The sequence below is a fragment of the Gemmatimonadota bacterium genome, assembly GCA_016704275.1.
Classification (GTDB): domain Bacteria; phylum Gemmatimonadota; class Gemmatimonadetes; order Gemmatimonadales; family GWC2-71-9; genus Palsa-1233.
This window is the reverse complement of sequence record JADJAK010000001.1, coordinates 214910-239259: the sequence shown is the minus strand read 5'-3', so window position 1 is coordinate 239259 and position 24350 is coordinate 214910. Positions and strand designations below refer to the sequence as shown.

The following is a 24350-nucleotide window of genomic DNA, read 5'->3' as shown; positions in this document are numbered from 1 at the left end:
TCAGCAAAATCTCCCCTATCTTATCTCCGTCGGACCTCTCGCCGTAAGAATCCCGTTCGGCCCACGTTTCGCCCGGTGACGCCCATGTCCCCTCGCCCCGCACGCTGCCGCGCCGCCGCGCTCCTCGCCGCGACGCTCGCCCTCGCATCAAGCCTCCCTGCCCAGCAGGCAAAGACCGTCCCGGTCTTCATCGGGGGGCAGGCGCAGATTGTCCCCGGCTTTGCTGACACCACGCAGTGGATTCGCCAGACCCTCTGGGTCGAGACCGAGTTCGACTCGGACGGCGACGGCAAGCGCGACCGGATGTTCGTCGACGTGACGCGCCAGCGGCAGACCGAGACGGAAGGGCTCAAGGTCCCGGTGATCTACGAGTCGTCGCCCTACTACTCGCGCACGTCGGGAGCGCGGCAGTTTCTCTGGGACGTGAAGCAGGAAGTCGGTGCGACGCCGCCGAGGCGGACCTCGCAGCCCCAGATCGAGTACGTGCCGAGCAAGGCGATGATCTCGCCGTCGTTCGTGCGCACGTGGGTCCCACGCGGCTTCGCGGTGGTCCACTCCGAGGCGCCGGGGACCGGCCTCTCGCAAGGGTGCGTCACCGTCGGCGGGCCGCCTGAGGAACTGGCACCGAAGGCGGTGATCGATTGGCTCAACGGCCGCGCCAAGGGCTACACCACGCCAACCGGCACCGAGGAGGTCCGCGCCACCTGGACCACCGGCAAGGTCGGGATGACCGGCACGTCGTACAACGGCACCATCCCCGTGGCGGCGGCGACGACCGGTGTCGAGGGACTCGAGGCGATCATCCCGGTTGCGCCGAACACCTCCTATTGGCACTACTACCGCTCGCACGGCCTGGTGCGCCATCCCGGCGGCTGGCTCGGCGAGGACATCGACTTCCTCTACGACTTCGTCAACAGCGGCAACCCGGCGACGCGCGCGTACTGCAACGCCACCTACCGTGACGGCATGATGGCCACCGGCCGTGATCGCACCACGGGCGACTACAACGCCTTCTGGGCCAATCGCGACCTGCGGACCAAGGCCGGCAAGATCCGCGCGGCGACGCTGATGGCGCACGCCTTCAACGACTGGAACGTCGTGCCGGAGCACAGCCAGCGCATCGTCGAGGTGCTCAAGCAGAACAAGGTGCCGGTGCAGCAGTACTACCATCAGGGCGGCCACGGCGGCGAACCGCCGATGGTGCTGATGAACCGCTGGTTCACGCGCTATCTCTTCGGCATCGAGAACGGCGTGGAGCGCGACCCGAAGGCGTTCATCGTGCGCGAAGGCGCGTCGATGCAGGCGCCGACACCGTACCGCGACTTCCCGAATCCCGACGCCAAGGCGGTGACGCTGGGGCTCGGGCGGGGCGGCAAGACGGCCGGCACGCTCGCCCTGCAGCCCGGCGGCGGGCAAGGCCGCGAGACGCTGGTCGACAACGTGGAGTTCAGTGGTGGGGTGTTGGCCAAGGCGGCAGATTCGCCCAATCGGTTGATCTATGCCACGCCGATCCTGAGCGAAGCGGTGCACCTCTCGGGGACGACGCAGGTGCGCATTCGGATGGCGCTGAACAAGCCCGCCGGCAATCTCTCGGTGTGGATGGTGTCGTTGCCGTGGACGGAGGCGCCGAACGCTCTCACGTCCCTGATCACGCGCGGCTGGGCCGATCCGCAGAATTGGAAGCAGTTGACGACGGGCGGCGACTATCACTCGCTCGACCGCGGCACTCCGCCGGTGCCCGGTCAGTTCGTCGACCTGACCTTCGACCTCGAACCGGACGACCAGATCATCCCGGCCGGCAAGCGGATCGCGGTGATGATCATGTCTAGCGACCGCGACTTCACGCTCTGGCCGGCGGCGGGCACCGAGCTCACCGTCGACCTCGATCACACCAGCGTGACGATTCCGGTGGTCGGCGGCAAGAAGGCACTGGAACGGGCCTTCAAGGCGAAATAGACCGACCGCAGCGCGGCCGCGTTCACCGCCGACCGCGCCGCTGCTCGAAGCCCCGTGCGATCAACGCTCCGAGCAACCGTTCGGCGCGGCGTTGCAAGGCGCCGCGCACCTCGTCCAGCCCCGGCATCTCCGGGACGTCGATGTAGAGGCAGTCGTGCTCGCTCGGCTCCGTCCCTTCGAGGAAATACTCGGTGGTGCCGCAGCCGTCGCTCCATTCGCCGGGGGCCGCGCCTGCATGCCCTTCAGTGATTCCCTCCGGCCGCTCGAACTCGTCGGGGTCGCTCTCCGAGAAGGCCGCCTCGAGAAAGTCGCCCGCAATCGGCAGCGCGGCGCCAGCGCCGGTCGTGTGCAGCGACCGACCGTCGTCGTAGCCGACCCAGACGCCGACGACGAGATTCGGCGCGTAGGCGACAAACCAGGCGTCCTTCCAATCGCTCGAGGTGCCGGTCTTGCCGGCGAGCCCGCTGGTGTTGATCCGCTCCTGCAAACCCGCGCCGGTCCCGTGATCCACCACGCCCTGCAATGCGGACGTCACCAGCCATGCCGTGGCCGGATCGGCCACGTTCGTCACGGACGCGGCATTCGCCGACGGCGGTGCATCGCCACGCTTCGTCGTACTCAGCACCATCCGCGTCGCGGCCAGCGAACCGCTGTTGGCAAGGACGCCATACGCACGAACCAATTCCAGCAGTGACACCTCCGCACTGCCGAGCGCGAGACTCGGCACCAACGGCATTGGCGAGGTGATGCCGAGTTGCTTCGCCGTCGCGGCAATCTTCGCCGGTCCCACTTCCAGCCCGATGCGCACGAACGGGACATTCAGTGACTGCTCCATCGCCGTGCGCACCGTCACCGGGCCGCGAAAGTCGCCGTCGTAGTTGCTGGGCTGCCACATGCCGCGCGGCGTCTTCAGCGAGAGCGGAGTGTCGTCGACGAGCGAGGCGAGGGTGAAGGCCGGCGCGTCGTCGCCGCGCCGCCCCAGGGCGGCCAGCGCCACGATCGGCTTGAAGGCGCTCCCTGGCTGGCGGCGCGCGTCCGTGGCCCGATTGTACTGCGACAACGCGTAGTCTCGGCCGCCGACCAGTGCGAGCACTTCACCGCTCCGCGGATCGATCGCCACCAGCGCCGCCTCGACCCCGGGCAGCGGGAGCCGCGACACGCCGCGCCGCACGGCCCGTTGCGCCGCCTGTTGCAGTCGGGCGTCGAGGGTGGTGTAGACCGCCCCGCCACGTGGCGGCAGCGACGTCGGCAACGAGGCGATCGCCGCGTCGCGGAAGTAGCGACCATCGACCATCTGGCTCACCGAGGATGGCCGGGTGATGATGCGGCTCCCCTGTGCCCGCTCCTTGGCAGCCTCCGAGATGCGTCCCTGCTCCGCCATCAATCCGAGCACGAGATTGCGCCGATCGCGCGCCGCGTCGGCGTGCCGCGTCGGCGTATGGCGATTCGGGGCGTGGATCATCCCGGCCAGCAGCGCCGATTCCGCGAGCGAGAGCTTCCGAACGTCCTTGCCGAAGTAGGCGCGCGCCGCGGCGCCGACGCCATGGATCGCCCGGCTGCCATCCTGCCCGAGGTAGATCTCGTTGAGGTACGCCTCGAGGATGGTCGCCTTGTCGTAGCGGAACTCCAGCACGGTCGCGAACGCCAGCTCGCGCAGCTTGCGCCCAGGGGTGCGATTGGCCGAGAGGAAGAGATTCTTGGCCAGCTGCTGGGTGATGGTGCTGCCGCCCTGCGCGATCCCGCCCGCCTTCACGTTGGCGAGGAAGGCGCCACCGATGCGCCGCAGGTCGACCCCGTCGTGATCGTAGAAGCGCTGATCCTCGACGGCGAGCACCGCCTGGACCAGTGCCGGGGGGACCGAGGCAAGACGCACCGGAAGCCGGGCCTCGAGGGCGGTGCCTTCCAGCGGCGCGATCGGCGACGGCGAGGACTCCGACGCCTCCTCGACGCCCCACGGGACTGGACGGGAGTAGAGCGCCGTCGGCAACCGACTCTCCGGGCGGCCGAGACGCGCTCGCACCATCGCCTCGGTGCCGAGAAAGAGGGTGCCAACCGCCATGCCGACCGCCACCGTCGCCCCGATTCGTCGGACCGTGAGGTACGGACGAAGGGCGAGGGCGCGATCACGGAGCCGCTGGACGAACTCCTGCCTGGTCATTTGAGGACTCGGGGGAAAACGACAATGGCCCGACGCGAGCGATAGGCTGGAAGTTTCGGGTTGAAACATTTGAAACGTAGGACAGGCGTGAGACGTGAGACGTCAGACGGGAGACGTGACCCCGGCACCCCTTCCAGATTCCCGAATCACGTCTCACGTTTCACCCATTACGAAACCGTTCACCGTTCACCACCGTTCACCGCCGCGGCCTGACGGCCGCGGCTGACCCCCCCTCCCGGACAACTCCCCATGAGCCGCGTGCGCGTGCTGGTCGGCACCAAGAAGGGTGCCTTCATCCTCAACTCCGATGGCGCGCGCAAGCGCTGGGAGGTCTCGCAACCGCACTTCCCGGGTTGGGAGCTCTACCACTTGAAGGGGTCACCGCTGAATCCCGACCGCATCTACGCCTCGCAGAGCAGTGGCTGGTTCGGTCAACTGATTCAGCGGTCGGACGACGGCGGCGTGACGTGGAATCCGGTGGGCAATGAGTTCGCCTACGCCGGGGTGACGGGGACGCACCAGTGGTACGACGGCACGCCGCATCCGTGGGAGTTCAAGCGGATCTGGCACCTCGAGCCGTCGCTCACCGAGGCCGACACCGTCTATGCCGGGGCCGAGGATGCCGCGATGTTCCGCTCGACCGATGGCGGCACGACGTGGCATGAGTTGGCGGGGCTGCGTGGCTGCGGCTCGGGAGAGCAGTGGGCTCCGGGCGCCGGCGGGATGGGGCTGCACACGATCCTGATCCACCCGACCGACCCCAAGCGGATCTTCGTGGCGATCTCCGCGGCAGGCGCCTTTCGGACCGACGACGGCGGGACGACCTGGAAGCCGATCAATCGCGGATTGAGTTCGAAGTACATCCCCGATCCAACGGCCGAAGTCGGCCACTGCGTACACCGGATCGCCCTGCACCCGTCGCGCCCCGACACGCTCTTCATGCAGAAGCACTGGGATGTGATGCGCAGCGATGACGCCGGCGAGAACTGGCACAAGATCAGCGGCAACCTCCCCACCGACTTCGGCTTCCCGATCGACGTGCACGCCCACGAGCCCGAGACGATCTACGTCGTCCCGATCAAGAGCGATGGCGAGCACTACCCGCTCGAAGGTAAGCTCCGCGTCTATCGCAGCCGCACCGGTGGCAACGAATGGGAAGCGCTCACCAAGGGGCTGCCGCAGCAGGATTGCTACGTCAACGTCCTCCGCGATGCGATGGCGGTGGACACGCTGGACGATTGCGGAGTGTACTTCGGCACCACCGGTGGCCAGGTCTATGCCTCGACCAACGGTGGCGACAGCTGGGAGGCGATCGTGCGTGACCTCCCGGCCGTGCTCTCGGTCGAGGTGCAGACGCTGCCATGATTCGCGTGATTCTTCCCGCCCCGCTGCTGGCGCTGGCGCGCATCGACGGAGAGCTCGCCTTTCCGATCGAGGCGCCCGTCACGCAGCGCCGGGTGCTCGACGCCGTGGAGGCGCGCTATCCGATGTTGCGCGGCACGATGCGCGACCATGCGACGCAGCGTCGCCGGCCGTTCATCCGCTTCCATGCCTGCGAACGGGACCTCTCGAACGAGCTCCCCGACACCCCGCTCCCCGACGCCGTCGCGTCGGGAAGCGAGCCCTTCCTCATCGTGGGGGCGATGTCCGGGGGATGATCGCGTCGCGGCCAAGTGCCGCGAGATCTTCGTGCCCGTATCCCTGGGCAATCAGGACATCCATGCGCGCCGCGATCCCCGGCAACGAGGTGAGCGGCGCGTCGCCTGCCGTCTCCAGCATCAGCTGCATGTCCTTCCGCGCCATCGTCAACTCGAAGCCCGGTGCGTATTTCGCCTCGGCCATCGACTTGCCCCGGCCCGCCACGATGTTGGCGGCGTTGAAATACTCCTGCAGCTTCGCGAGCACATCGGTCGGCGCCACGTCACCACCGCGCGCCACCGTGTAGGTGTCGGCCATCAACGCGGTGATCCCGAGGATGAGGGCATTGCCGCAGAGCTTGTAGACCGCCGCGAGGTCGGGCCGTTCACCGAAGTAATCCACCTTCGTCGCCTGCACAGCGAGCGCCGGGGCCACCGTCTCGTAGAGCGCCTGCGGCCCCGACACCATGATGGTGCCGGTGCCTTGCCGCGCCGCGGCCGGTCCGATGAAGACCGGACAGTGGAGGTAGTGCACCCCCTCCGCGTTCAGCCGCCCCGAGCGCTCGGCCGTCTTGACCGGGAGTGTCGTCGAGTGGTCGATGATGATGGCCGTTGGTGAAAGGCCGGGCCGCAAGGCGGCGATTACGGACTCGACCACCGCATCATCCGGCAACACGAGATGCACCCGCTCGACACCACGCACTGCCTCGGCGGGCGTCGCTGCGACCACCGCGCCGAAGGCCACCAGCGCCTCGGCCTTTGCCACGGTCCGGTTCCAGACGGTCACCTGGTCGCCACGCGCCAAGGCCGCCTCGACGAAGCCACTGCCGAGGAGACCGGTGCCGAGGTACGCGATTGGGGGCATGGGAGCGTCCTGAGTCGTGAGTCGTAGGTCGTAGGTCGTAGGTCGTAAGACGTGAGACGTGAGACGTAAGACGTGAACCGTACACACGGGCACGTTTCACCTCTTACGTCTCACGGGTCACTGGTCACTGGTCACCGGTCACAGGTCACCCTTCGCCGTTCACCCTCCCTGCAACGTCCGCCGCCGCTCCACAAACCGCATCACCATCGGGGTGAAGATCAATTGCATTGCCAGCTCCATCTTGCCGCCCGGCACCACCAGCGTGTTGGCGCGCGACATGAAGGAATCGTGCAGCATGCTGAGGAGGTAGGGGAAGTCGATGCCCCGCGGGTTCGCGAACCGGATCACCACCAGCGACTCGTCTGCCGTCGGGATCGTCCGGGCGATGAACGGATTCGAGGTATCCACCACCGGCACGCGCTGGAAGTTGATGTGCGTATGGGTGAACTGGGGCACGATGTAGTGCACGTAGTCATGCATCCGGCGCAAGATCACGTCGGTCACGGCCTCGGTCGAGTAGCCGCGGGTGTTCTTGTCGCGGTGAATCTTCTGGATCCACTCGAGATTGACGACCGGCACGACCCCGATCAGCAGGTCGGCGTGGCGGGCGATATTGACGGTCGGCGTGACCACCGCCCCATGCAGCCCCTCGTAGAAGAGCAGCTCGCTCTCCGGCAGCGGCTCCCAGGCGGTGAAGGTGCCCGGTGCCTGCTGATACGGCGCGGCCTCCTCCGGTGAGTGCAGGTACTTCCGCGCGGTTCCCGTTCCCGTGTTGGCATAATCGTGAAAGAGCCGCTCGAGTTCGGCAAAGAGGTTGGCCTCCTCGCCGAAGTGCGAGAAGTGGCGGATCCCCTGCGCCTCCGCCTCGGCCATCTTCGCCTTCATCTCGATGCGGTCATAGCGATGGAACGCGTCGCCTTCGACGACCGCGGCGTGCACCTTCTCACGCCGGAAGATGTTCTCGAAGGTGCGCGTGACGGAGGTGGTGCCGGCGCCGCTGCTGCCGGTGATGGCGATGATCGGGTGCCTGGCAGACATGGAATCTCAGCCTGGAGAGGAGAAGAGGCCGCGGTGGGCGAAGAGCGACGAGTTGTACGAGTCCCCCGCGGGAACAGCGTGGTAGCGGGCGATGCGCTCGACCTCGAGGCGCGACCCGCAATAGAGCGGCGTCGTCTGCCGCAAGGCGGCGGGCACCACATCGGCCACCCGGCCATGGCCGGTATTGGCGCACCCACCCGCCTGCTCAATCAGGTACGCAATCGGATTGGCCTCGTCGAGCAGTCGTGGTGAGGTTGCCGTGGTGGAATCACCATTCCCCCCGGGCGAGAGGAAGACACCGCCGCGCATCAGGATCCGGTGCGCCTCGGTGACGAGCGAGGCGATCCAGCGCACCCGAAAGTCTGCGCCACGTGGGCCGGCGTGGCCGGCGAGGCACTCATCGACATAGCGCTTGACCGGGACACCCCAGTGCCGACTCTGCCCCGGATCGATCGCGAAGTCGCTGGTCACGTCCGGGATCGTGATCTCGGGGTGCGACAGCACCCACTCCCCAAGCTGCGGGTCAAGCGTGAAGCCGTGCGTGCCATGGCCGAGCGTCAGCACCAGCATCGTGGCCGGGCCGTAAATCGCATACCCCGAACAGACCTGGCGTTCGCCCGGCTGCAGGAAGTCCTCCGCGACCGGATCCTCCTTCGGTCGCGGCGCGCGCAGAATCGAGAAGATGGATCCGACCGGCACGTTGACCCGCGCGTTCGCTGCCCCTTCAAGCGGATTGAACAGCAGCAGGTACTTCCCGCGCGGGGTGCCGGTGGGGAGGAGGTACACACCGTCCTCCGCGCCGCTCACGATCCCTGCGGACTGGCCGCCCCAGTTCGTGGCCCGGACGAAGAGTTCGTGGCAGGCGGTCTGCAGCGGGGCGCCGCTTGGTGCCGGCGTGGCGAGCAACTCCCCCAACGAACCGTACGCCACCTTCTTGGCGATGGCCTTGCAGGCCAGCGAGACGTCGGTAATCAGGGCATTCAGCTCACCGGTGGCGCCGGGCACGCGACGGCGTGCCTCGATGAGGAACTTGGTGAGCGTCGACTTGCCGCCGGTCGGCACGGCTCAGCGCCCCACGCCGAGCGTCTGGCGCCAGGTCGGAAAGAGCCGGTCGGCGTCGCCGGGGAACGACGCGAAGGCGCGGGCGAGTTCGTGATGCGACTTGGCGTACTCGAGCAGCGAGACGCCTGCCTTCCAGGCGTCATACGCCTGGCGCATCGAGCGTGCCCCGGCCGCCGGCGAGTCGATGTGTCCGTATGAGCCGCCACCCGCCGTCGTGATCACGTTGCCGTGGCCGAGGTTCTCGAAGAAGCCGGCCATGCGCACCGCGTTCATGCCGCCTGAGATGATCGGCGTCGTGGGCTTCATGCCGTACCAGCGCTGGTGATAGGCCGGCCCCTGAAATTCGTCGCGCTCGATGATGTAGGCGATGTCCCGATCGTCCGCGGTGCCTTCCATCTTGCCGAAGGACATCGTGCCGACGTGCACGCCCGACGCCCCCTGAAGCCGGCTCATCTTGGCCAGGACGTAGGAGTCGTACCCGCGCTTCGACTGCGGCGAGGTCACCATGCCATGTCCGGCGCGGTGGTAATGCAGATACTGATTCGGATACTGGCGACGAGCCGTGGTGATCATCCCGGGGCCGCCGACGAACCCGTCGACCAGGAAGGCCACCTTGTCGGCGTCGGGCCCGAAGGTCTCAAGAATGAAGTCGGCCCGCGCGCACATCTCGTAGTGATCGTCGGCGGTGATGTTGGCGGAGAAGATCTTCGGCTGACCGGTCTCGTCCATCGCCCGGCGCATCGCGTCGGCCACCAGCGGGATCGTCTGCCGGATCGGCGAGAAGACCTGGTTCCCCTGCGGCTCGTCGTTCTTGATGAAGTCGCCACCGAGCCAGAACTCGTAGGCCGCTGTCGCGAACGGCTGCGGCCGGAGGCCGAGTTTCGGCTTGATGATCGTGCCGACGATGAAGCCGCCGTCCTTGATCGGCCGCCCGAGAATGCGCCAGAGGTCGGAGATGTCCTTCGAGGGACCGTCGAAGAGCTGGATCGCGCGTTCGGGCACGTAGAAGTCGTAAATCTTGCCGTACTCGATGTCGCCCATCCCCTGGTTGTTGCCGATCGCCAGGGTCAGGAACGAGACCAGCATCATCCGGCCGTCGGTGATGTTGCGGTCGAAGAGCGCCAGCGGATAGGCGATCCGCATCTCCTCGGTCGCTTCATCGATGTAGTACACCAGCGCGTCGACGCCGCGGGTGAAGTCATCGGTGGTGGCCACGTCGACGTTGGTGCCGGTCGACGACTCCGCGGCAAAGTGGGCGGCCGCGGCGAGATAGGGGTGCCCTGCCTTCGGCTTCATCTTGTACGCCACGAGGATGTGCTGCCCGCCGGCGACAAGGTCGGCCTCGCGAAGGCTGAGATCGGCATATCGACTGGACTGGTCCATCCGGACACCTCAACGAGAAGATGGAAACACCAGACCTCGCCCCCCGAGCATCGCGAGAGGGTGGGTCGGTTGGAGACAGGTCGTTTTCCAATGTACGGTTGGATGATTGATGATGAGAACTGGGAATTAAAAGCTCCCCATTCGCGCCTTTAAACCGACATATTAGCTCCCCATTTGACGAATTCTCTCTTCGGCGTATATTCGGTACACCAAGCCGAATAAACGCCGAAGCTGAGGTCGCCATGAATTCCGCCGTTCCCCTCGCCACCGTCGCTCGAGGCGCCCTCGCGCCCACCACCTTCCAGCCGCTCCCCGCCGCCGAGACGACGCGGGCCGACTCGACGCTTCCAGCCCGCTGCCCAGAATGTCAGGGACCGATCGCCCGAAGCGCCCGGTGTCAGACCTGCGTGGCCTGCGGCTGGAGTCGGTGCGTCTGAATTGGGGTCGTAGGTCGTAGGTCGTAAGTCGTAGGTCACGCTCGGCGGGGTGCGTCCATCACGCCAAGAAACTGCCGACTTACGACCTACGACCTACGACTTACGACTTCTCCCCATGCCCACTCACTTCACCCCTCTCGGCACTCGCGGTCCCTCCACCCGCTTCCTCTCGCTCGACGCGCGCGGCATCCTCAATCCCCCTGCCGCCACCGGGATGCGGTTCTGGTCATTGAACCCCTATGTCGGCTGTGAGTTCGGCTGTGCCTACTGCTACGCCCGCGAGACGCACCGCTGGACCATCGACCGCGCCGCGAACCAGCGCCCACCACTGCCGACCGCGCGTGAGGCCGCCATGCTCCCCTCGGCGCAGGCCTTTGAGCGACGGATCCTGGTCAAGGAGGACGCCGCCGCATTGCTCCGGCGCGACCTCGACCCCGCACGAGTCGACAGCCTCCCGATCGTGATTGGCTCCGCGACCGATCCCTACCAGCCTGCCGAGCGCCGCTTCAAGCTGACGCGCGCGCTGCTGGAAGTCTTCACCGAACACCGCGGCCTGCATCTCGCCATCATCACCAAGTCGGCGCTGGTGGCGCGCGATGCGACCCTCCTCGCCGAGCTGGCCACGCAGCACCGGGTCTCGGTGCACATCTCGCTGGCCGCCCTCGACGCCGCGCTGCTCCGGCAACTCGAACCGCGGACACCCACCCCGAAGGCGCGGCTTGCCGCCATGCAACGGCTTGCCGAGGCTGGCGTGCCGGTCGGGTTGCTGATCGCGCCCATCCTGCCGGGACTCACCGACGACACCGTCACGCTCGAGACCCTGCTCGCGGCCGCCCGCCACGCCGGTGCGCGGTGGGCGGGTGGTGGCCCCCTGCGGCTCGGGCCCGCCACCCGCCACACGCTCTTTCCCTGGTTGCTGCAGCACCGGCCCCTCCTGGCACGCCGCTATCGCGAGCACTATGGCGACCGCCGCGGTGTCACCAAGGCGTATGCCGATGCACTCGACGACCGCTTGCGCACGCTGATGGACCGGCTCGGATTCGACCCGCGCGAAGGAATGCGGCGCGAGGAGGAGTTGCGGACGCCAAGCCCCGGAGCGGGACAGCTCGCGCTGTTTGAGGGGTGAGGGGTGAGGGGTGAGGGGTAACCAGTGACCAGTGACCAGTGACCAGTAGAAACGTGAAAGGTGAAACGGTTCCCCACCTCGGGGCACGTTTCACCTCTCACGTTTCCATCATCGATCATCGATCATCCATCATCCATCATCCATCATCCACTATCTCCGTACGCAGATCCCATCCAACGACGGCCGCTTGCTCACATTGCCCGCCGCCACCGCGACATCGCGGATCAGGTTGGCAATCCGCGAATAGTGCGGATAGTCGATGTACTGCGGTTCATCGGTGACCTGGTGGTAGTCGCCGTGCAGGCCCGTGAAGAAGAAGACGATCGGGATGCACTTCTCGGCGTAGCGCGCATGGTCGCTGCGGCCGTAGAGGTTGTTGTACCCGGGCCACTTGGTGACGCCGTTGACCAGCGTGCCGAGGGTCGGGTCGTCGAAGCGGTCGTCGAGGGTCAGCTTGCTGGTGCTGGTCTTGTTGGTGCTGTAGACCAGGTCACCGAACTCCTTCGAGAGGCGGTAGGCCCCGAGGATGCCGGTGTAGGCATCGCCACCACCGATCACGTCTTCGGCCCGACCGCGACCGATCATGTCGATGTTGATGTGCGCGGCAATCGAGTCGACCGGCACCGTCGGATTCGACGAGAACGCGCGCGAGCCGAACATCCCCGCTTCTTCCGCGGCGTGCCAGACGAAGACCATCGACCGCTTCGGCTTCACCTTCATCGCCTGGATATTCTCGGCGATCTCGAGCAGGGCCATCGAGCCCGAGCCGTCGTCATCGGCGCCGTTGTTGATCGAGTCGGGGCGCGCCGGGCGAACCTTCCGGAGCGAATCGACGTTGACCTTCGGAAGCGACGACGCCTGATCAGGCGTCAACGGCAGCAGGTCGCCGCTCGCCATCGAGGCGCGCAGACGGATCTGGGCCGCGACACGCAACGAGTCATGGTCCACGCCACCCTGGCGATAGCCGACATGGTCGTTGTGCGCGCCGATCACGACATACTGGTTCTTGAGCTTCGGGTCGGAGCCCGGGACGATGGCGACGACATTGCGGCCGTAGTCGGTCCACTTCTCGGAGAAGTCGAGCTTGGCCGACACGGTCGCGCCGGCGCTGCCGAGCGGCAGGCCCGCGAGCACCTTGCCACCGAGCAACTTCTCGGCGGTGGCGATCGTGACGCGAATGTTGGCGGCCGGAGCTTCCGTGCTGGCAGCCGGCGCACCACCCGCACCACCACGGCCACCCGCCGCGCCACGGCCACCCGCCGCCCCACCGGCGCCCGCGCGACCGGCACGTGCGATCGAGTCCGCGCGCGCAACCGAGTCATTCCAGGCGCGGATCGTCGCCGGGGTCATCCCGGCCGGCAGCGTGCCGCCGATCACCTTGTCGCCACGCACCACGCCGAGCTGGCCCTTGGTGTTGACGATCACATCGCCCGCCACGACGGTGGTCTTGGCATCAGCCGCCGAATACGCGGCGGGGGGCTCGTTGATCATGGCGCGCGCAGCCGGGGAGAGCGGATCGAGGTCGGCCGTGATCACCGCCACGGCACCAGCGAAGCGCGCGTTCCCGCCCGCCGCACCGCCGCCGAAGCCACCGCGCCCGCCGGCGCCACCACCACCGGGGCCGCCGCCAATCGGCGACGCCGCGAGTGGACGCGCCGCTGCCAGGACGACCACCTTGCCGGCCGCCTGTGCCGCGCTGATCTGCTGCGTGGTGTCGCCGGCGACGCCGCCGTAGATCACCGCCGCGTTGTCGATCGCCTTCGGCGCGCGCGCCCCCGGGACCGGGGCGAAGTCGACGCCGAAGCGCAGCATCTGGCCGCCGACCGTCATCGCCGACTGCGCGGTGAACTTCCGCTGCATGTAGGGCAGCACCTGGAAGTAGCTGCCGTTCTCGCCCGCGGCCTTGATGCCGAGACGCTGCAGCTCGCCCGCGATGTAGTTGGTGCCCTGCATGTTGCCCGGGCGTCCGACCTGGCGACCCATCATCGAGTCGTCGGCGAAGATGTAGAGGCGGGTCATCAGGTCGGCGACCGAGATCGCCGCAGCCGTCGGCTGCGGAGCGTGCTTCTCAGGGTAGCCATACTGGTTGACTTTGGCTTGCGCGGAAAGCGCAGCGGGAACGAGCAGGAGCGCCAACGAAGGCGCCGACCAACGTGTAATGGACACGCGAGTGCTCCAGTGAGAACGGGGAATCATCTGCAGGGGTACTACCTAATGATACGGCGGAGAATCAACCGGCGTTGACCGCGTCGCTCTCCCGCGCCGCCGCGATCCCCTTCGCCTCGTTGACCGAGGCGAGGATCACCCCGCCGATCACGAAGAAGAGGATGACCGTCGCCACGCCGGCCCGCTGTGAACCGAACTGGGTGGTGGCCAGGCCGAGCAGGAGCGGCCCCATGAACGCCGTCGCCTTTCCCGAGAAGGCGAAGAAGCCGAAGAACTCCGACTGATGCTTGCTGGGGACGAATCGCGCCATCAGCGACCGCGACGCCGACTGGTTCGGTCCCACGAAGATCCCGATCAGGATGCCGGCAACCCAGAACCAATTCCGCGTCGGCGCCCACACCGCCATCGCCGTCGCCAGCGTGAGCGCCGCCAGCGACCAGAGCACCGTCTTCTTGCCACCGATCTTGTCGTCGACGAAGCCGAAGAGGAAGGCGCCCAGCCCGGAGGCAACATTGAGCGCCACGCCGAAGAGGATCACGTCGGCGAAGGTCATCCCGAACGTGCCGGCCGCGTAGATGCCCCCGAAGGCGAACACCGTCACCAGGCCGTCGTTGAAGATCAGCCGCGCCACGAGGAAGCGGAGGATCTCCCGGTACCGTGCGATGTCGCGGGCCGTCCGCCCGAGCTCGGCGATCGCCGCGCGCAGCGAGATCGTCGCGTTGGGAATCCGCTTCTCGGGCACATTGAGGAAGATCGGAATGGAGAAGACGAGGAACCAGCCGGCGGCGAGGAGGCAGGTGGCGCGGATATTCCACCCGGCCTCCTTGCTCATCCCGAACCACGGCACCTCGGGCTGCACGAAGCCGACGAGCGCGATGGCGAGACAGACCAGCCCGCCGACATAGCCGAGGCCCCAGCCGTAGCCGGAGACGCGACCGATCCGCTCCGACGAGGCGATCGTCGGCAGGAAGGCGTTGTAGAAGACATTGCCCGACTCGAAGGCCACTTCCGCGATGATGAACAGCGTCAGCGCGATCATCCCGGCGTTCGTCATCCCCGGTGCAACGAAGGCGAGTGCCACCGTCGCGGCGATGCAGATGGCCGTGGCGAGCGCGAGAAAGCGCTTGCGTGCCCCGCTCCGATCGGCGGCGGCCCCGAGCAGCGGCGAGATCAACGCCGTCAGCAACGCACTGATCGCCACGCCGCGCGACCACCACGCCGTGCCGGTGACCTCGTCGGGCGCCATCGCCTTGGTGAAATACGTGGCGTAGATGAAGGTCACCACCAGTGTGGTGAACGCCGAGTTGGCCCAGTCATAGAGCGCCCACGACCAGATGACCTTGGGCGAATCCTGGCCGTCCGGCGTGGCCACCGTGGCTGCGGTCATCGGGAACCTCGCGGGGGATGTTGCGTGAAGAGTTGGTCGAGGCGGCGACCGAGATCGTGCTGCGTCTGGCGGAGCGTCTCCACCAATCTACGGCGGGACCGGAGCAACGCCCACCGGCGGACATCGGCCCAGGCGCCGTGCCACCGCTCCCGCACCAGCAGCCCGGCCAGGCCGATCACCGGCACCAGCAGGATTGTCACGGCAGCGAACCACCAGCCGAGCCAGAGCCCCGCCGCGATCGCCAGCGCCACCACCCACACGGCATAGAGCGCCGCGCCGATCAACAACTTCCAACTCGAGCGGGTGTCGCGCTCCAGCGTGAAGCGATCGACCACCACGCCGGTGAGCTGGTACGGCACCACGAAGAGCAGCCAGCCGACGACGGCCACCGCGATCCACGGCGGCAACAGCAGCGGAATGCGCAGCGTGGCCCATCCCACCGCCGTCCGCCCCGTCGTGTCGAGCCCGAGATCGGCCGGCCGCAATCCGAGGCGCGTGAGCCGGCGCACGTGCGCGGTCACCTCGCGCGCGAGTGCCTCGGTCGTCGCATCCGGCTCGGCGCGCACCTCCGCGAGGATCCGCGTCGTCGCGGCGAGTCGGGCGATGCGCTCCGCCGGTTCCGGCGCCGCACGCTGCTCCGCCTCCCAGATCTCCATCGCGCCGTCGACCAGCGGCGCGTCCTCCCACTGCGCCAGGTTGAGCGTCTGCTGCCGGATCGCTGCGTCGATGCGATCGGTCAGCTCGCGGACGGCGTCGCCGTCGCGTGCGCCGCGTGCCGCGAGGTCGTCCCACGCAATCGGCTCCCCGACCAGCGCGAACCCCTCGGAGCGGAAGATCTCCTTCTCGCGGAAGACCAGGCCGACTGCGATGATCGGGAAGGCACCGCCAACCAGCGGGGCCGCGCCGAGCGCAATGCGCGCCGCACCGGTCTTGAGCGGCGTGATCGACGGCTCGCTGTGCGAGATCCCCTCGGGAAAGAGCCCGACCGCATCGCCCGCCGCGAGTGCCGCGTGCACCGCGTCGAACATCGTCGCGTTGCGCGCCAGCTTGCTCGGATCATCGCTGGCGCGGTAGACCGGAATGGCCCGCCCGAGCTTCACCAGCCACGACGTCTTCGGGTCATCCCACAGCGGTGCCTTCGCGAGGAAGCGCACCGGCCGCCGCGCCGCCGTCAGCACCACCATCGGATCGAGCAGCGAATTGGGGTGATTGGCCACCAGCAGCACCGGCCCCTGGCGAGGGACCGTGCCGCCGGCGATCTGCAGGCGGTAGAAGGTGGTGACGAGGAGGGGGGCGAGGATTGGGATGCGGAGTCCGGTCGTAAGTCGTAAGTCGTGAGATCGATGATCGATGGTCCATGACTCGATCGATCCTTGGCGCACGGTCAAGCTACATCCCCGACATTGGAGGCATCGACCATCGCTCATCGACCATCGATCATCGACTTTCGGTGTATATTCGGGTATCCGCCATGCGCACCATCCTCTTCGTCGATCCGCCCGCCTTCTGCACCACCCTCGAGGTGCTCCGCGACCCGCAGTTGCGGCGGCGGCCCATGGCCATCGCCCCGCTGGCGGCCGATCGGGCGGTGGTGCTGGCGGTGAGCGCGGAGGCGCGGCTGGCGGGGGTGGCGCGGGGAATGGCGGTGGCGCTGGCCAGGCGCATCTGCCCCGACCTGATCGTCCGGCCGCCCAGCCCGGGCCGCTATGCCAAGGCGCACGCCGCACTGCACACCATCCTGGCCGAAGTGGCGCCGGTGATCGAGCCGCGCGGATGGGGGCATGCCTACCTCGACCTCACCGGCACCGAGCGGCTCTTCGGTCCGGCCGTCGAGGTGGCGCGTCGGCTCGAGCGGACGGTGCGCGAGCGCCTCTCACTGCCGCTGGCCGTGGGCGTGGCGATCAACAAGTTGGTGAGCGAGAGTGCGGCGACGGTGGTGAAGCGCGAGGCCGGTGCCGACATCTGGGCCGTGGCCGCGGGCTATGAGGCCGCCTTCCTCGCCCCGGAGGCTGTCCAGCTGCTGCCGGACGTGCCGGAGCTGGTGCGTCGTCGGCTCGACGACTATCACCTCGAGCGGATCGGTGAGGTCGCGGCGCTCGGCGAGACGCCACTGCGCGTGGCCTTCGGGGCGGCGGGCGGGACACTGCATCGGCACGCGCACGGCATCGACCCGCGCCCGGTGCTCTCACCCGAGGTGCAGGCCGAGCTCCGACTCACCCACGAACTCGCCACCGACACCAACGACCGCCAGGCACTCGCGGCCATCCTCCGGCCACTCGCCGAGGAGATCGGTCGGCGGTTGCGCACCCGCCGGTTGATGGCCGGACGCCTGGTGGTCACGGTCCGTCACGCCGACGACACCATCGCCGAACGTGCCATCGGTGTCGGTGCCTCACCGCTCGACAGCGACCTCTGGCGCGCCGCCTGCCGCGCCCTCGATGCCGCCCTCACCCGGCGCATCGCCGTGCGCAGCCTGGTCCTCACGGCGACCAGCCTGCACGACGGCGGCGGACAATTCGAACTGTGGCCGAGCGAGGAACTCTGTGCCGCGCCGAAGGCGGTGGCGTTGCAGCGGGCGCTGGACCGAATGAAACGAGTGACCAGTGACCAGTGACCAGTGGGCCCTGGTGACGGGTCACTGGTTACTGGTTACGCCCGCCCCGTTCGCCGTTCGCCGTTCGCTGTCAGGCGTACGGCATCGGCGGCACCTTCCCCAGCAACCGCGCATACACCGCCAACGAGCCACGATGATGCGCCGTGTGATCGACGATCGCGCTGATCACCGCCATCCGTGGTGCGCCGTCGAGAATCATGTCGTTGGGGATCGGCTCGAGCAGCGTCTCGTCGGAGGCCGCACCGACGACGGAAATGGCACGCGAGAAGGCGCGGTCGAGCATCTCCCGCGCCTCGGCCAGCGTGCGCGGCGTCTTGGCGCGGGCGATCGACGCCTCGAAGTCCATGTCCCATCCCTTCCCCAACGCCCCGTCGACGAACCAGTCCAGCGTGTCGGCGGCGTGCGCCACCTGCCCGGCCACCGTGTACATCTCGGCGGTCGGCGAATAGCCGGCATCGGCTTCCTCGAAGATCGAGGTGGTGGTGCCGAAGAACTTGCGGGTGGACTCCAGCTGGGCAACGAGACCTGGGGCGAGCATGGCAGACTCCGGAGCGGAATAGGGAGGTGGAGATTCGGTGTTTCTTCGGGAAATTTGGCGGGTGGGACGGAGGGTGTCAACGGGGGGTAGGTCGTAGTCGTAGGTCGTAGGTCCCCCCTCACTCCTCACCCGCGCGGCCAGCGGCCGCGCCCCGGCCACTGGTCACTGGTCACTGGTCACTGGTCACCAGGCCAACACCACCTTGCCGAACGTCGTGTTCCCAGCCAACAGATCGTAGCCGCGAACGGCCTCGGTCATCGGCACCACGGCCTCGACCAGGGGCGTCAGTGCGCCGCTGGCGAAGTGCGGCAACACCTCGGCGTCGAAGCGCGCCATGAGGGCCCGCCGTTCCGCTGCTCCGCGATTGCGCATTGCCGTCCCGATGATCGAGAGGCGTTTCCGCAACACGACACCGAGGTCGATGGTCGTCTCGCTTCCCGTCATCGTGCCGAGCACCACCAACCGGCCGAGTGGGGCGAGCAGGCCGAGGTTGGCGGTGAGGGCCTTCGCGCCAAGGGTGTCGATGATCAGCTGCACCGGCGCGTCGACAGCCGTGGGCCAGTCATCGTCGGTGGTGAGCACGCCGTGGTGCAACCCGAGCGCGCGACAGCGTTCGAGTTTGCCGGCGGTGCGCGACGTGCCGATCATCGTCACGCCGAGCAGTGGCGCGAACTGCAGGGCGGCGGTGCCGACGCCGCTGCCGATGGCATGGAAGAGCACGCGGTCACCGGCCACCGCGCGGCCACGAATCACCAACGCATCCCACGCCGTGAGGAAGGCCTCGGGGACGGCGGCCGCCTCGATGTCGCCGAGTCGATCGGGGACCCGGATCGCCTCCGCTTCGTGGATGACGAGTTGCTCCACCATCGCGCCGCCACCGACGAGCCCCATCACCCGATCACCAATGGCAAAGCGGGTGACACCCTCGCCGATCGCCGTGACGACGCCGGCGTATTCGAGCCCGGGCACGTCCGTCGGCCACCCCGGCGGTGCCGGATAGCGGCCGAGGCGTTGCAACAGGTCGGCACGATTGAGCCCGACCGCGCGCACGGACACCAGCAACTCGCCCTCGCCGGGGCGCGGTGCGGGGCGCTCGACGAGGGCAAGGTCGGGAAGCAGGAGAACGCGCATGGAGGGAAGCTACTTCACCTTCCACGCCCCCGAGATGGCGAAGGTCTCCTGCGAAATCATGGCGCGGGCGAGTTGCGGTGCGGGCGCCGGTCGCCGAAGCAGCACCAGGAGCAGCATCGCCACCCCCGTGGCGGCAAGGAAGACCTCGGGGATCCCGGCAATGGTGTCGGGGTGACTCGCGAAGACCGCGCTCAACCAGACGCGCTTGAGCAGCATGTCCCAGAACAGGGGCAGCACCAGAAACGCCGCGAGCAGCTGCAGTCGGTTGCTGTGTTGCAGCGCACGATAGGCCGTGAGGACGGGCGACCAGAAGAGCAGCAGGGTCAACGCCAGCATCGGCAACCAGAGGACATTGCCGGGGGCAAAGGCGCGAGCGACCACCATTTCATCGCCGCCGCGAATCAGCACCGTCACGACACGCGCCAGCGGCAGGTTGGCCAGGATCAGCGTGACACCCGCGCGCGCCTCGCCATGATGGATCATCGCGCGGCCGCCCCAGATCAGCAGCCAGGTCAGCAGCGGCCCGGCGAGCGTCGCCACGACGGAGAGTCCATCGGCGCTGCACCCGGTCGGCCGTTGGAACTGCCAGAAGCTCATCGTTCCCCACGTGCCGCACGTCAGCCGCACCGTGAGGTGGTGGATGAGTTCATGCGCCCCCAGACAGAGAAAGGAGAGGGCGGCGAACTGCAGCAGGTAACGGACGTTCAGGGGCAACCGAGTCATGCGGGGAAGTACGGAGGGGACGGGGGGTGGGTTTCAGGGTGTAACAGAAAAGTGACGAGTGACGAGTGACCAGTGACCAGTGACCAGTGACCAGTGACCAGTGATGGTACCTCATCTGGTTACAGGTCACGGGTTACAGGTTACTGGTTACGACTCACGAACTTCCCCAACACAATCATCTCCGCAGCCATCTTCAGCTTCTCGCCGTTCGGGAACGGCTTCCGCGCCACCTCGGCGAAGCCGAACTTCGCATAGAAGGCCGGCAATTCCAGGCGCAGGTCGACCATCTCGAGCTGGAGCCTGGGGAGGCCGAGCTGGAGGCAGCGGGCCTCCATGGCGTCGATCAGGGTGCGCGCATGGCCCGCCCCTTGGCCGGCGGGGTCGACGGCGAGGAGCCCGAACCAGCCATGATCGCCGCGGTTCTCGAAGTGCACCACCGCAACGAGGCCGTCGGCGTCGGCCCGGTCCACGACCAGGAATTCGGCCCCGGTGCGCGAGAAGCGCTCCAGCAGTTCCGCTGGCGTGATGCGGTCGCCCTCGATGAAGAAGGCCTCGACCTGATAGGCGAGGTTCACGACGCGGCGGATCTCGGGCAGGTCCGCCGGGGTAGCTCGACGTGCGATCGGGGTACTGGTCATCCTCAAGGCTAGTGCGACGCCGGGGGGCTTCGGAAGTCGGCCACGACACAACGGCGGGGCCGCTCCCGGCGTACCTCCCTCGATCGACACGGTACATTTTCGGTCGTCTCTCCCTCGAAACCCCTGCTCACCCCTCTCGGAGCCATTCCATGGTCTCTTCGCGCACGACGCTCCTCGGACTCGCCTCCGCCGCACTCCTCGTGGCCTGCCACCAGACCCCGGCCGCGACGCCGGCACCTGCAGCGCCGGCTCCCGCGCGCCCGGCGCCGCCAGCAGCAGGTGCCCCGAACACTCCCGGCCAGCCTGGTCAGCCCGGCGGCGGTCGCGGCGGTCCGCGCCCCTCACCTGACTCGCTGATCAAGCTCCGCGCGGGCGTGCTGAAGACGGTCGCCGCGTCGATCGCCGGCCGCGAGAACGAGCCCGCCGAGGTGGTCTTCAAGAACATTCAGGTACTGAAGGGGAAGACCGCGGCCGAGGTGCTCACCACGATGGAGAGCTACTCCAACGCCCTGACGGCGCAATGCACCACCTGTCATGTCGCCGGCAGCTGGGCCGACGAGTCGCGCCAGAACAAGTCGCGTGCGCGGATCATGCAGACGATGGTGAACGCCATCAACGCCGACCACATCCCGAAGATGCAGATGTCGGGCGCGGCGCAGGTGACCTGCATGACGTGCCATCGCGGCCTGCGCACGCCGAATCAGGCGATCGACGCGGGGCTGCAGAAGCAGAACGAGGTGGCGAAGCCGTAATCGAGAAGCGAGAAGGGAGAAGCGAGAAGCGTGGTGCTGCGGGAAGATCTCTCCGCGACACCACGCTTCTCGCTTCTCGCTTCTCGCTTCTCGCCCTACCGCTTGAATGGATCCCCAAACTTCGCATCACCCGCCAGCTGCGTATCCGTCAGCGTCTGCAGGAAGGCGACCAGCGCGGCGCGATCGCCGGCATTCAGGTTGAGCCGCAGCGGCGTTCCGCCGGGGCCACGGAGGCGCTGGTCGAGCGCCGGTCCGTCCTGCACCCCGTTGTTGTAGTGCGCCACCACCTGATCGAGCGTGCTGAAGCGTCCGTCGTGCATGAAGCGGCCCGGCACGCCACTGCTCTTGAGCGATGGCGACTTGAAGATCCGGGTTTCGCCGGCGTCGAGGCCGTTGCTCAACGAGTTGCCGGCGAGCGCGAAGGTCGGCGCGACATGGCAGGCGGCGCACCCGGCGCCGCCCTGGGGCGGTGCGGTGAAGAAGAGCTCGCGCCCGCGGTTCTCCTGCGCCGTGAAGGTCGGGATCGGCGTGTTGACGCCGCGATCCGGCAGGCCGGGATTGAAGACCTGCGCGTATCCCGTGTCCCACCGGCTCGACGTCGAGAGGATGCTGCGCACGTACTGCGCCATCGCCCGCTGCATCCGATCGGTGGTCACGGTGGAGTCGCCGTAGACGAGGGCGAACAGCTCGCGATAGTACGCGAGTCCCTGCAGCCGCACGTTCACTGCGGCGAGGCCGCCATGGGCGGCATCGAAGCCCATCTCGACGGCGTTCTGGATCGGCTCGATCGTCTGTGCCTCGAGGGTCGCCGCGCGACGATCCCAGAAGAAGTTGCCCGGGCCGTAGAAGCGGGCATTCACCAGCCGCATTGAATGGGCACCGGTGAGTCCGCCCTCGAAGCCCACCGACAATTGGGCCTCGTCGCTGAAGCCGCTCGCTTGCGCATGGCACGACGCGCACGACTTGGTGTTGTTGAGGCTCAGTTGCCGGTCATAGAACAGCACCCGGCCGAGCGTGGCGCCCGCATCGGTCACCGGCGCGTTGCGGCCATTGTCCGTGTTGCTCCCGATCAGCCCGGCATAGTGTGGCGGGAGTGCCGGCGCCGCGTAGTTGGGGAGTTGTGCCGGATTGATCGTCAATGCGGCGGTCACCCCCGCGAACGTGACCGGCGTCGGAGCTGGCGGTGGAGTGACGACCACGACCGGCGATTCGGGGATGGTGGGGGTGCCGTCGCTGCCGCATCCCGTCAGGATGACGAGGAGCAACGACCAGCACGAGGCGCCGCGCGCCGCTCGAACGATGGATGTGGTGGGCATGCCGCAAGGACGGCAGCCGCGGCGCTTCGTTAAGTGGCCAGCGCCGCGATGGTCCGCACGTTGCGCCCGGTCATCGGCTTGAGGAGCTTGTCCACCGCCCGCTCGACCTTCGGCTCGCTCTCGCGGGTGACCCGCAACCAGTACAACTCTCGTCCGATCACGCGGAAGCGCTGGACCGGTGTGCTCAGCGCTGCCACCGCCTGGGCGACCTCCGGACTCACCGGCCCCTTCAGGAAGGCCACCATCAGCGCATGGGCTTCGGCCACCTCGGCTTCCGAGAACGGCACGCTGTCGAGGACTGCCTGCAGTTCCGCTTCGCTTCGGACGAAGGTCTCCACCACGAACCCGAATTCCTCCTCGAGGGCCGCCTCGATCCTCGCTTCGAGCGCCGCTCCGCGCCCCCGCCCACCAAAGCGGACGTTGCCGCTGGCGATGTAGGTCGAGACCTCGCTGAAGCCGAGGGACTCGAAGAGGGCACGCAGCGGGGCCATGGCGACCTGGCGGCCGCCGACGTTGATGGCGCGGAGGAAGGCGACGGAGGGCATCTGGCTGAATCCTAGCTTCGGTGTATATTCGGGTCAACCCCATCGATCATCGATCATCGATGATCGATCATCGATGATCGATCGACGCGCTCCGGAAGGCCCCATGTCCTACTGCACCATCGCGCCAGGCCACCCGGTCCACGGCTCGTACCACGACACCGAATATGGCTTCCCACTCCGCGACGACGCCGGGCTCTTCGAGCGCCTCATCCTCGAAATCAATCAGGCCGGGCTGTCGTGGGAGACCATCCTGAAGAAGCGCGAGGGTTTCCGGCGCGCCTACGACGGTTTCGACCCGCACGTCGTCGCCGGCTACGGCGAGGTCGATCGCAACCGTCTCCTCGCCGACGCCGGCATCATCCGCAATCGCCTCAAGGTCGACGCCGCCATCCACAACGCGCAGCGCGTGGTGGCCCTCATCGCCGAGCATGGTTCCTTCGCGGCGTGGCTCGACGCGCAGGGTCCTCTCGACAAGCCGCAGTGGGTCAAGCTCATGAAGCGCGAGTTCAAGTTCATGGGCGGCGAGATCGTCGGCGAGTTCCTGATGAGCATCGGGCGACTGCCGGGGGCGCACGTGGAGGAGTGTCCCATCGGGGGGAGGAGAGCTGGGTAGTCGATCATAAGTCATAGATCATCGACCATCGACTTACGATCATCGACGATGTTCACCCACCTGCACGTCCACTCCTGGTTCTCCTTCGGCCTCGGCGTCTCTTCGCCGGAGGTCCTGGTCGAGGCCGCCGCACGCCGAGGGTACCGCACCCTCGCGCTGACCGACACCAACGGCGTCTACGGCGCCGTGGAGTTCCAGAAGGCGTGCGAGGCCGCCGGCATCCGCCCGATTCTCGGCGCCCACCTCGTGGCCAACGGCCAGGACG

Annotated in this window: 21 protein-coding genes and 1 pseudogene; 8 read left to right on the top strand and 14 right to left on the bottom strand. The window is 67.7% G+C overall.

The genetic code is table 11. From position 1 onward, the window contains the following. The first annotated feature begins 84 nt into the window (after positions 1-84). On the top strand, positions 85-1956 hold the full coding sequence (locus tag IPG05_01135) for a Xaa-Pro dipeptidyl-peptidase (protein ID MBK6493704.1): 1872 nt from the start codon (positions 85-87) through the stop codon (positions 1954-1956). A 22-nt stretch (positions 1957-1978) separates the two neighbouring features. Here IPG05_01135 and IPG05_01130 read toward each other — a convergent pair whose 3' ends face one another. Beyond that, positions 1979-4114: a PBP1A family penicillin-binding protein gene (locus tag IPG05_01130; protein MBK6493703.1), complete on the bottom strand. Its 2136-nt coding sequence runs from the start codon at positions 4112-4114 to the stop codon at positions 1979-1981. 249 nt (positions 4115-4363) lie between these two features. Between IPG05_01130 and IPG05_01125 the strand changes: the two genes are divergently transcribed. Both IPG05_01125 and IPG05_01120 read left to right on the top strand, forming a co-directional pair. Continuing rightward, positions 4364-5479 carry an exo-alpha-sialidase gene (locus IPG05_01125; protein ID MBK6493702.1) on the top strand — a complete coding sequence of 372 codons (1116 nt, stop codon included), beginning with the start codon at positions 4364-4366 and terminating at the stop codon, positions 5477-5479. Then, a complete protein-coding gene (locus tag IPG05_01120) occupies positions 5476-5772 on the top strand; it encodes a MoaD/ThiS family protein (protein ID MBK6493701.1) in 297 nt (98 codons plus the stop codon). The genes IPG05_01125 and IPG05_01120 overlap by 4 nt, the downstream gene beginning before the upstream one ends. Here IPG05_01120 and IPG05_01115 read toward each other — a convergent pair. From IPG05_01115 to IPG05_01100, 4 genes are all read right to left on the bottom strand, one after another. Further along, on the bottom strand, positions 5744-6616 hold the full coding sequence (locus tag IPG05_01115) for an NAD(P)-dependent oxidoreductase (GenBank protein ID MBK6493700.1): 873 nt from the start codon (positions 6614-6616) through the stop codon (positions 5744-5746). The genes IPG05_01120 and IPG05_01115 overlap by 29 nt on opposite strands. Before the next feature lie 159 nt (positions 6617-6775). Beyond that, on the bottom strand, positions 6776-7654 hold the full coding sequence (locus tag IPG05_01110; protein MBK6493699.1) for a phosphoribulokinase: 879 nt from the start codon (positions 7652-7654) through the stop codon (positions 6776-6778). 6 nt (positions 7655-7660) lie between these two features. After that, the gene (locus tag IPG05_01105; GenBank protein ID MBK6493698.1) at positions 7661-8716 is read right to left on the bottom strand and encodes a fructose-1,6-bisphosphatase; all 1056 of its coding nucleotides are present in this window, start codon (positions 8714-8716) and stop codon (positions 7661-7663) included. 3 nt (positions 8717-8719) lie between these two features. After that, positions 8720-10099, bottom strand: a complete 1380-nt coding sequence (locus tag IPG05_01100; GenBank protein ID MBK6493697.1) for a ribulose-bisphosphate carboxylase — start codon at positions 10097-10099, stop codon at positions 8720-8722. Between the two features lie 552 nt (positions 10100-10651). Here IPG05_01100 and IPG05_01095 point away from each other — a divergent pair. Then, a complete protein-coding gene (locus IPG05_01095; GenBank protein MBK6493696.1) occupies positions 10652-11662 on the top strand; it encodes a radical SAM protein in 1011 nt (336 codons plus the stop codon). Between the two features lie 150 nt (positions 11663-11812). Here the strand turns inward: IPG05_01095 and IPG05_01090 are convergent, their stop codons facing one another. The 3 genes from IPG05_01090 to IPG05_01080 all read right to left on the bottom strand — a co-directional run bounded on the left by IPG05_01090 (position 11813) and on the right by IPG05_01080 (position 16597). Beyond that, positions 11813-13828, bottom strand: a complete 2016-nt coding sequence (locus tag IPG05_01090; protein ID MBK6493695.1) for a M20/M25/M40 family metallo-hydrolase — start codon at positions 13826-13828, stop codon at positions 11813-11815. A 64-nt stretch (positions 13829-13892) separates the two neighbouring features. Continuing rightward, positions 13893-15215 carry an MFS transporter gene (locus IPG05_01085; protein MBK6493694.1) on the bottom strand — a complete coding sequence of 441 codons (1323 nt, stop codon included), beginning with the start codon at positions 15213-15215 and terminating at the stop codon, positions 13893-13895. Beyond that, entirely contained in the window at positions 15212-16597 is a 1386-nt protein-coding gene (locus IPG05_01080) for a 1-acyl-sn-glycerol-3-phosphate acyltransferase (GenBank protein ID MBK6493693.1), read from the bottom strand. Before IPG05_01080 ends, IPG05_01085 begins: the two co-directional genes overlap by 4 nt. Before the next feature lie 89 nt (positions 16598-16686). On the opposite strand from IPG05_01080, the gene IPG05_01075 reads away from it, so the two are divergent. After that, on the top strand, positions 16687-17829 hold the full coding sequence (locus IPG05_01075; GenBank protein ID MBK6493692.1) for a hypothetical protein: 1143 nt from the start codon (positions 16687-16689) through the stop codon (positions 17827-17829). 70 nt (positions 17830-17899) lie between these two features. On the opposite strand, the gene IPG05_01070 is transcribed toward IPG05_01075, so the two are convergent. From IPG05_01070 to IPG05_01055, 4 genes are all read right to left on the bottom strand, one after another. Then, complete coding sequence (locus IPG05_01070; GenBank protein ID MBK6493691.1) at positions 17900-18367, bottom strand: DinB family protein; 468 nt, start codon at positions 18365-18367, stop codon at positions 17900-17902. Between the two features lie 183 nt (positions 18368-18550). Next, positions 18551-19498, bottom strand: coding sequence for an NAD(P)H-quinone oxidoreductase (locus IPG05_01065; protein MBK6493690.1), 948 nt, complete (start codon positions 19496-19498; stop codon positions 18551-18553). Between the two features lie 9 nt (positions 19499-19507). Beyond that, a complete protein-coding gene (locus IPG05_01060) occupies positions 19508-20221 on the bottom strand; it encodes a hypothetical protein (protein ID MBK6493689.1) in 714 nt (237 codons plus the stop codon). Positions 20222-20361: 140 nt separating this feature from the next. Continuing rightward, positions 20362-20859, bottom strand: coding sequence for a GNAT family N-acetyltransferase (locus tag IPG05_01055; protein ID MBK6493688.1), 498 nt, complete (start codon positions 20857-20859; stop codon positions 20362-20364). Positions 20860-21008: 149 nt separating this feature from the next. Between IPG05_01055 and IPG05_01050 the strand changes: the two genes are divergently transcribed. Beyond that, the gene (locus IPG05_01050) at positions 21009-21611 is read left to right on the top strand and encodes a photosynthetic reaction center cytochrome c subunit (protein ID MBK6493687.1); all 603 of its coding nucleotides are present in this window, start codon (positions 21009-21011) and stop codon (positions 21609-21611) included. A 95-nt stretch (positions 21612-21706) separates the two neighbouring features. Here IPG05_01050 and IPG05_01045 read toward each other — a convergent pair whose 3' ends face one another. Together IPG05_01045 and IPG05_01040 are read right to left on the bottom strand one after the other, a co-directional pair. Further along, positions 21707-22927, bottom strand: coding sequence for a cytochrome-c peroxidase (locus IPG05_01045; protein ID MBK6493686.1), 1221 nt, complete (start codon positions 22925-22927; stop codon positions 21707-21709). A gap of 29 nt (positions 22928-22956) precedes the next feature. Continuing rightward, a complete protein-coding gene (locus IPG05_01040) occupies positions 22957-23472 on the bottom strand; it encodes a DUF1697 domain-containing protein (protein MBK6493685.1) in 516 nt (171 codons plus the stop codon). Between the two features lie 103 nt (positions 23473-23575). Here IPG05_01040 and IPG05_01035 point away from each other — a divergent pair, with 103 nt between their 5' ends. Further along, on the top strand, positions 23576-24085 hold the full coding sequence (locus IPG05_01035; GenBank protein ID MBK6493684.1) for a DNA-3-methyladenine glycosylase I: 510 nt from the start codon (positions 23576-23578) through the stop codon (positions 24083-24085). A 48-nt stretch (positions 24086-24133) separates the two neighbouring features. Next, positions 24134-24289 (top strand): annotated as a pseudogene (locus tag IPG05_01030) (PHP domain-containing protein). Positions 24290-24350 lie beyond the last annotated feature (61 nt).

Bases quoted from the DNA above. Each gene is read 5' to 3' on its own strand.
- IPG05_01135 (MBK6493704.1), top strand. From the start codon at position 85: ATGTCCCCTCGCCCCGCACGCTGCCGCGCCGCCGCGCTCCTCGCCGCG.
- IPG05_01130 (MBK6493703.1), bottom strand. From the start codon at position 4,114: ATGACCAGGCAGGAGTTCGTCCAGCGGCTCCGTGATCGCGCCCTCGCC.
- IPG05_01125 (MBK6493702.1), top strand. From the start codon at position 4,364: ATGAGCCGCGTGCGCGTGCTGGTCGGCACCAAGAAGGGTGCCTTCATC.
- IPG05_01120 (MBK6493701.1), top strand. From the start codon at position 5,476: ATGATTCGCGTGATTCTTCCCGCCCCGCTGCTGGCGCTGGCGCGCATC.
- IPG05_01115 (MBK6493700.1), bottom strand. From the start codon at position 6,616: ATGCCCCCAATCGCGTACCTCGGCACCGGTCTCCTCGGCAGTGGCTTC.
- IPG05_01110 (MBK6493699.1), bottom strand. From the start codon at position 7,654: ATGTCTGCCAGGCACCCGATCATCGCCATCACCGGCAGCAGCGGCGCC.
- IPG05_01100 (MBK6493697.1), bottom strand. From the start codon at position 10,099: ATGGACCAGTCCAGTCGATATGCCGATCTCAGCCTTCGCGAGGCCGAC.
- IPG05_01095 (MBK6493696.1), top strand. From the start codon at position 10,652: ATGCCCACTCACTTCACCCCTCTCGGCACTCGCGGTCCCTCCACCCGC.
- IPG05_01085 (MBK6493694.1), bottom strand. From the start codon at position 15,215: ATGACCGCAGCCACGGTGGCCACGCCGGACGGCCAGGATTCGCCCAAG.
- IPG05_01075 (MBK6493692.1), top strand. From the start codon at position 16,687: ATGCGCACCATCCTCTTCGTCGATCCGCCCGCCTTCTGCACCACCCTC.
- IPG05_01070 (MBK6493691.1), bottom strand. From the start codon at position 18,367: ATGCTCGCCCCAGGTCTCGTTGCCCAGCTGGAGTCCACCCGCAAGTTC.
- IPG05_01065 (MBK6493690.1), bottom strand. From the start codon at position 19,498: ATGCGCGTTCTCCTGCTTCCCGACCTTGCCCTCGTCGAGCGCCCCGCA.
- IPG05_01060 (MBK6493689.1), bottom strand. From the start codon at position 20,221: ATGACTCGGTTGCCCCTGAACGTCCGTTACCTGCTGCAGTTCGCCGCC.
- IPG05_01055 (MBK6493688.1), bottom strand. From the start codon at position 20,859: ATGACCAGTACCCCGATCGCACGTCGAGCTACCCCGGCGGACCTGCCC.
- IPG05_01050 (MBK6493687.1), top strand. From the start codon at position 21,009: ATGGTCTCTTCGCGCACGACGCTCCTCGGACTCGCCTCCGCCGCACTC.
- IPG05_01045 (MBK6493686.1), bottom strand. From the start codon at position 22,927: ATGCCCACCACATCCATCGTTCGAGCGGCGCGCGGCGCCTCGTGCTGG.
- IPG05_01040 (MBK6493685.1), bottom strand. From the start codon at position 23,472: ATGCCCTCCGTCGCCTTCCTCCGCGCCATCAACGTCGGCGGCCGCCAG.
- IPG05_01035 (MBK6493684.1), top strand. From the start codon at position 23,576: ATGTCCTACTGCACCATCGCGCCAGGCCACCCGGTCCACGGCTCGTAC.